General features: G+C 41.3%; 5 protein-coding genes. 1 reads left to right on the forward strand and 4 read right to left on the reverse strand.

What is annotated here, in order from left to right; all coding sequences use genetic code 11:
- Positions 1-103: 103 nt before the first annotated feature.
- The 4 genes from AC58QM_RS33180 to AC58QM_RS33195 all read right to left on the reverse strand — a co-directional run bounded on the left by AC58QM_RS33180 (position 104) and on the right by AC58QM_RS33195 (position 5,789).
- On the reverse strand, positions 104-1,474 hold the full coding sequence (locus tag AC58QM_RS33180; protein WP_497289025.1) for an ABC transporter substrate-binding protein: 1,371 nt from the start codon (positions 1,472-1,474) through the stop codon (positions 104-106).
- A gap of 110 nt (positions 1,475-1,584) precedes the next feature.
- The gene (locus AC58QM_RS33185; RefSeq protein ID WP_497289026.1) at positions 1,585-2,838 is read right to left on the reverse strand and encodes a response regulator; all 1,254 of its coding nucleotides are present in this window, start codon (positions 2,836-2,838) and stop codon (positions 1,585-1,587) included.
- The gene (locus tag AC58QM_RS33190) at positions 2,835-4,631 is read right to left on the reverse strand and encodes a cache domain-containing sensor histidine kinase (RefSeq protein WP_497289027.1); all 1,797 of its coding nucleotides are present in this window, start codon (positions 4,629-4,631) and stop codon (positions 2,835-2,837) included. The genes AC58QM_RS33185 and AC58QM_RS33190 overlap by 4 nt, the downstream gene beginning before the upstream one ends.
- A gap of 276 nt (positions 4,632-4,907) precedes the next feature.
- Complete coding sequence (locus AC58QM_RS33195; RefSeq protein WP_497289028.1) at positions 4,908-5,789, reverse strand: helix-turn-helix transcriptional regulator; 882 nt, start codon at positions 5,787-5,789, stop codon at positions 4,908-4,910.
- Between the two features lie 117 nt (positions 5,790-5,906).
- Here AC58QM_RS33195 and AC58QM_RS33200 point away from each other — a divergent pair, with 117 nt between their 5' ends.
- Positions 5,907-6,923, forward strand: a complete 1,017-nt coding sequence (locus tag AC58QM_RS33200; protein ID WP_497289029.1) for a Gfo/Idh/MocA family protein — start codon at positions 5,907-5,909, stop codon at positions 6,921-6,923.
- Positions 6,924-7,233 lie beyond the last annotated feature (310 nt).

Raw genomic sequence — 7,233 nt, forward strand, 5'->3', positions numbered from 1 at the left:
CCTCAAATTCAAAATGAATGCGCTGTCAAATTTACATTAAAAAATAGACCACCTCCTTAGGTAAAAGGGTGTGGTCTATCTCGGTGTCAAACTTGCTGTTTAATTATTTAGTTGCTGCTTTAATTGCGTCATCTGCCTTTTTCTTGATCGTCTCTACCGTTTTATCAAGTGATTGAGCGTTCATTAAGTATTTCTCTGCTTCTTCTACCAATACTTTTCGTTGCTCTGCTAAAGCTGTCGTTTTCGTACTTACCTTATACGTATAGTTAGCTTTGAGCACATTCATGAAGGATTCTTTATCAAAGTACTGACCTTTATCAGCAATGATAATCTCAGCAACTTTGTTAATGTCAGACTTCACGTTACTTGGGATGCGTCCGCCCGCAACCATTTCCAAGTTACCCTCTTTCAAGTACCAATCTAAGAACTTCATTGACGCTTCCTTATTTGCACTTTTCGCATTAATGGAAATGAAATCACTAAAGCCGCCGCCATTTACATTTTTACCCTTTTCCATTTGCGGTACTGGTGCGAAAGCTACAGTGAAATTGCGATCCGGATATGCTTTATCATCCTTAATATATCTAAACAAATATGTTCCCGAATAAACCATTGCGGTTCTACCTTTTAGCAACACATCCTGCGGTTGAAGCTTATTGGCAATTCCCTCTGCATAAGGAACCATGGCTTTGGCGTCTATTAACTGCTTCTGTATCTCTAGGCCTTTCTTTAAAGCAGGATTATTCAAGTTGGAGCTGCCATCTGCTGCGAAATAGGGATTAGTTGGCTGCGCAGAAATGAGAACGTCAAGCGCAATCGGCTCCCACGTAGGATTTAAGTAAGCGCCCACTTGTCCTGGTTTCGTCAGCTTCTTGCCAAGTGCCAAGTACTCATCCCAAGTCCAATCTGTCGGGACTTTCTCGCCGGCTGCATCCAGCATGGCCTTATTGAAGAACATCACCTGCAAACTTTTGGAACCAGGGAGATAATGAATTTTATTATCCTGTTTGATAATATTATTGGAGCCAATCACCGCATCAACATTGAAATTGACTTTCTTAATCAGATCATCAAGAGGCTCTACCATGCCCGATTTGATACGTCTATCCAAGCTGACATCGTTGTAAGAAACGAATAAATCAGGCGCGTCATTGGTGGAAAGAAGTGCCGTATCCAGTTTGGTATTACCTGGTTCATCATTCACGAACCGCACGTATTCAACTTGAATATCTTTGTTAGCCGCATTCCATTTATCCACGACGGCTTTAGGACCACTTTCTTCCGGAACGCCACCCCAGAACTTTAACTTCACTGTTTTTGCTGGTGCTGCCGGTGTTGCCGTTGCTGCTGCAGACGTAGCTGCAGTGGTCGTAGTGCTTGTACTTCCGTTGCTCGTTTCTGTTTTACCACAAGCGCTCAAAGCTAACGATGATAACATCGCAACTGACAAGCCAATGACTGAAAGCCTTTTCATTTGGTAATCCCCCTCAACTTATTTTGACCACATTTCAGTTATACCAAATGGCGTGACAACTTCGAATGGGAGATTCTATAGACTTAAGGTGTTTTTCTCAGATTCGTATTTTATTTACCCAATATCATCTTGCGATATTCCAGCGGGAATACCCCTTCTGTTTTTTTGAAATATTTACTAAAATGGTTTGAATCTCCATACCCGACCATTTCACTGATTTCATATATTTTATAAGTAGGATCAGCTAAAAGCTCACGTGCCCTCTTCATCCTCACCTTGGTTATATAGTCGACAATTTTATCACCTGTTTCTTTTTTAAAGAGAACACTTAGATAATTCTCAACAAACCCAATTCGCTTGGCCAATTCAGATACCTTTATGGAGTTATTAAATTCCTTATGAATAATGTCTATGACTTCTTGAATTTCTGGCCTATATCGCCCAGCTGCCACATTTAGTTTGTCAGAATAAAACATATGCCTATCAAGATCATGAAACTTGCGATCCAAGCTCATCTCAGCTGCTTCATAAGCGCGATGTAATTCATAAATCGTACAGGGTTGAGAAATGCCGAAGCTAAGCGATACACGGGCATACGTAGCCGAAGCATCACGCATTTCCTCCAAGGTTATCTCAGAGAAGCCGCTTAGAATCAAGGCAAACTTACCATTTAACGTTTCTACTAGCTCGCCTCCGCCATTCTTCTTCATGATTTCCTCCAAAATGTTACCCACGGTATAGCCCAGCAATTGTTCACTTTTGAACCTATTTTCCTCATTGACCCGCCGATACTCATCGATCGAAATACAGACAACACGATACGGCGGCTCGCCACATTGCAAATCCAACTCCTTCAGTAAAGCATCCGTTTCCAATTTCGAACTATGTTTCATTAATAAATTCTGAAGTTGTCCCCGTTTAACGCCACTCTTCAACTGTACCACCTTCGAGACGAGTTGATCTTTTTCTGATTGCTGAATACGGGAATTTTCAATCTCCTCACCAATTCGCTTACATTTCTCAAGCAGCTCTTCCGGCACCCAGGCTAGCTTGAGCATGTAGTCAACTGCGCCCAATTGCAAAGCTTTTTGTACATAATTAAAATCATTATAATTAGATAAAATCAGACAACGTACATGCGGCCACTGCCTCGTGATGTTCGTCATTAATTCGATGCCGTCCATCTCTGGCATACGAATATCCATAAGCACAATATCGCAGGGAAACCTTTCTAGCAAAGCCAAGGCCTCCACGCCGTTTTCTGCTTCGCCAATAACTTCAAAACCATGTTCATTCCACGGGATTAGCGTTTTTAAAGATAATCTAACCAAAATCTCGTCATCAACAATTAATATTCGTATCATAGTGTCGGCTCCTTATTTATGAATGGCAATTGAATACGAGCTTCTAACCCGCATTCCTCAAGTTGATGTAAGGTAATGCCGTATGAAGTACCAAAATAAAGCTTGATTCGCTGGTCTACATTTCCAATACCAATACCGCTATATTTGGCATGTGAGGGGGTTACTCCCTCCTGAATGCGTATTAATTCCTCTGGAGCGACACCTTTGCCGTTATCTTGAATGGAGATCGTATATCCTAATCGATCCTGCTGCCAATACGCATGAATCTGAATATGTAATGGCAATCGTCCACCGTGTATAAGACTATTCTCTACAAGGGGTTGAAGGCTAAATTTCAAGACATAGCTATCCAAGAGGTCCTCGGGGACATCCATAGCAATGCTAATATTGTCATTATATCTAATTTTCTGCAAATACATATAAAGCTCCAAATACTCTAATTCTTGCCGAAGTGTGACATAGTGATGTTGCTGCTTCATCGAGAACTCCAATAGCTTACCTAGTGCTGTTATCATGTCACTTACATTTCGGTTCGTATTGGACAACATCGCCATAAGCTTAATAGAGTTCAGTGTGTTGAATAGAAAATGAGGGTTAATTTGTGCCTGTAACGCTTGAAAATGGGCTTCCTCTTTCTTCTGTTGTTCTTCCACGACATGGGACATCAGCTCTTGAAGCTTGACTGTCATACGATTAAAGCTATTACCTAGAAGCGATATCTCATCTCGCCCTTTTACCTGAACAACAGTCTTGAAATCCCCTGCTCCTACTAACCCCATGGAATGCAGGAGTGAATAGATTGGCTTGGTAAATCGCAGCAGGAAATAGATAAATAATAGAATGGCAGCAGCAAAAAATAGCAAAATACTAAGAATAGATTTGGTTTTCGACTTGTTTAACTGAGCACTAAATTGATCATTGGGTATAAAAGTCAGCAAACTCACGCCCAATAGAGAAACTTCAGCTTCATTGACCAAATAGGTGTTTCCTTCATGATTAAAGCGCATGACCTGATCTTTGGCTCGAGTTAATTCTGATAATTGTTCATCTGTGAAATTTGTAAACGCATTCCCTTTCGTGTCCATGAATCGCCCTTCATGGTCTCTCATCATCATATCCGGCAAGTTTTGAGAAGAAGGTTCACGCTTTCCGAAGAAAACCTCCCACGGCACACCTACACTGATAACGCCTACACTTTTCGACCCCGTAGCATCTCGTACAGCTCTGGAAATCGTTACATAGCTGCTCGAAGTGCCTGCGTCGGCATAGCCAAATTGTGGGTTAAGTTTGTAGAACAATGTCCATATCGGATAGCCCATCTGCTTATTTGCAGCGATATACCATGGCTCCTGTATGAGATTAGCGTAATTATTATCAATGTTAAAATCATATAACGTACTGAGCGCCAGCTGATTATTATCTAGATAGATGAGGAAGGCCCTAGTATCGAGGAGTAAATCTCGAATGGTCCCCAGCGACGTTTGTACCCTTTTAATAGTCGAATAGGACTGATAGTCATTCTTCCAATTAGATAGCTTGGAGATATCACTTTGTTTCACATCAGACTCTACAAAAGCTGTTGCTTTAACCATTTTACCCAGTAAATCGTCTATCCCTTTTGCCTTACTTTCAACCAGCTCCTGATTGGTCGTATACACTTCTTTCTCCAGCAAGCTTTTCGAAGAATACGTATAGGAGAGAAATATAAATAAAATAGGTACAACAATTAAGATAATAAACGTAAAAATCAACTTACCTCTAATGGAGTGGATGATGTATTTAATGCCTTTCATGCTGCTCCTCCGTCCGCTTAAAAATGCCCTATAGCATCAGTTTACATGAATGCCTTCCTTAGCCACAACCAACATTCTTTTCTCTCCATCATAAGCTGTCGAAATAGGTTTGAATATCATCATTTAAGGGAGATTCTTAACTCTTACCGTGTAATTCTAAGAGGATTTCAAATCCCCTTGTTTCAAGTACTGATCACTTTCCCTTGAAAAGAAATAGACCGTTTAGCGTTGCACGCTAAACAGTCTGTTCTAGTTATGAAGAGTGGTACCTCTCCATTATTTTTTACATTGCGAAGGACTGTAGTACTTGAACTGTTTGAAGATGCGATTAAAATAATTAATGCTTCCAAAACCTACACGATCCGCTGCCTCAGTCACCGATATGTCCGTTGTTCGTAACAAGTGTTCCGCCACATTGACACGGTGCAAATTGACAAATTCTACGAATGTACGTCCAGTCAAGCGTTTGAACGTTTTGCAAAAATGATGGATGCTCATATTGACCATTTGTGCAGCCTCTTCCAAAGCGATGTGCCTTGCGTAATTTTCTCGAATGAATGCGAATAATAGGTCAAAACTCTTCGTTCGTCTCCGGTCATCAAAAAGCTGATTGTCCCTCTGCGCTATCCCCTCAAAATTAACATTCCGTCTGACTGCCGCTGTCATAATCAATTGTAAATAGGAGCGAACAGCTAACTCGTAGCCAAGCTTTCTCTCTTCAAACTCACTAATAATTTGAAGAACAGCTTGTTCAAATTGTCCATAGTCCTGATCTTCAGAGCTCAGTTTTACAGGAAATCGCTTTTGCCCTAACATAAATGGCAAGATCAGGGCACCATATAAAGGATCACCCGCGTCACTACTGAACAACGACTTATTAAAAACAATTGCATAATAGTCAACATCCATATTGTTCACAGAATAACCTGAATGCAGCTCACCAGAATGTACAAAAAGCAAGTCACCTGGCGAACTTTCGTAGGGACTCCCTCCAATATCAAAAACGGCATGCCCTTTTACTAGATAAATAATTTCTAAGTGATCATGCCAGTGTAAATATAGCACTCGTTCTCCTGCACTATAATTATGAAATACGTTGATAGGGAATTGTTTTTCAGGCAAGTATGTCATCTCTTTAAGTTCCTGATTAGCCGTCACTTGTTCTTCCCCCCACACGATAACAAAATAGTGCAACTTTTCAACACGATCATGTATAGAACAGAATTTCTTATTTCGTTATCATTATTATATACATCGAATAGGAGGAATTCATCTATGAAAGCAATAAGAATTGTCCAAGCAGGTTGCGGTGGCATGGCGAATGCATGGATACAATACGCTTTAGAACGTCAAGACGCGGAACTCGTTGCCTTTGTAGACATCTATGAGGAAGCTGCGAAGAAAATGAATGAGAAATATGGATTGTCCCTCCCATGGTACGCCTCTGTCGAAGAAGCAATCGGACAATCCAATGCTAACGTTGTTTTTGATTGTACAATTCCAACAGCTCACAAAGCCGTTGCGACAGCTGCGCTGGGTGGCGGGTGTCATATCCTTAGTGAGAAGCCGATGGCCTCTACATTAGAGGAAGCTGAACAACTTGCAGATTTGGCAAAATCTAAACCCGAATTGCAATATGCGATTATGCAAAATCGTCGCTATCTGAAGGATATCCGAGCGCTGCGTGGACTCATCGCACAAGATGTTATAGGTCATGTGAACTTCGTTACCGCAGACTTTTTTATCGGTGCTCACTTCGGAGGTTTTCGAGATGCAATGAGCAGCCCGCTCATTCTAGATATGGCTATTCATACGTTCGACCAAGCTCGTTTTATTATCCAAGCAAATCCAGTATCAGTATACTGCCATGAGTTTAATCCCAAGGGCTCTTGGTATGAAGGAAATGCTGCCGCCGCTTGTATATTTGAATTTGATAATGGCGCGGTCTTCACTTACAACGGTTCTTGGTGCTCTGAAGGAGCTCCTACCTCATGGGAAGCTGCTTGGCGCGTTGCAGGCAATAAGGGAACAGCCATATGGAACCAATCAGCGCCTTATGCCGAGATTGTTACACCAGGCCAAGATACTAAATTTATCTACGACTATCAACGAGTTGAAGCTCCCTATACCTGGACAGGGCGTGAAGGTCACGCAGGCTGCCTAGATGAAATGTTTCATGCTATTCTAGAAGGACGGCAGGCTGAAACCGCCTATTCGGATAATATTTTTAGCACTAAGATGGTATTTGGTGCAATCGAGAGTGCGAGGACAGGACAAAAGGTGACCCTCTAGGGTTACCTATATCTCCCATAGCCTCGGTGTGATTTTTCTTTACACCGAGGCTATACGATTCTCCACTTCCCGCAATCTAACTGGATTTTCTCCATCTATTTGAAGCCGAATCCTCCAATTCGAAAGGTTAACTGTATTTTCTGCAGTTAAATTCCTTGGATTTGCCCAATTCTTCAAATTTCAAACAAATTAAATGTACTTTTGCACCTAGAATTAAAAGTGGACGTCTCTTAGTGTAGAAGTAATAATAATCTTAACTATGAACTAAGAGGTGTTTGTCCATGAGCGATTCAAGACAACGATATAATGA

It is taken from the genome of Paenibacillus sp. J22P165, from assembly GCF_059692015.1.

Excerpts from the sequence above, each read along its gene's own strand:
- AC58QM_RS33180 (WP_497289025.1), bottom strand. The coding sequence starts at position 1,474 with ATGAAAAGGCTTTCAGTCATTGGCTTGTCAGTTGCGATGTTATCATCG.
- AC58QM_RS33185 (WP_497289026.1), bottom strand. The coding sequence starts at position 2,838 with ATGATACGAATATTAATTGTTGATGACGAGATTTTGGTTAGATTATCT.
- AC58QM_RS33190 (WP_497289027.1), bottom strand. The coding sequence starts at position 4,631 with ATGAAAGGCATTAAATACATCATCCACTCCATTAGAGGTAAGTTGATT.
- AC58QM_RS33200 (WP_497289029.1), top strand. The coding sequence starts at position 5,907 with ATGAAAGCAATAAGAATTGTCCAAGCAGGTTGCGGTGGCATGGCGAAT.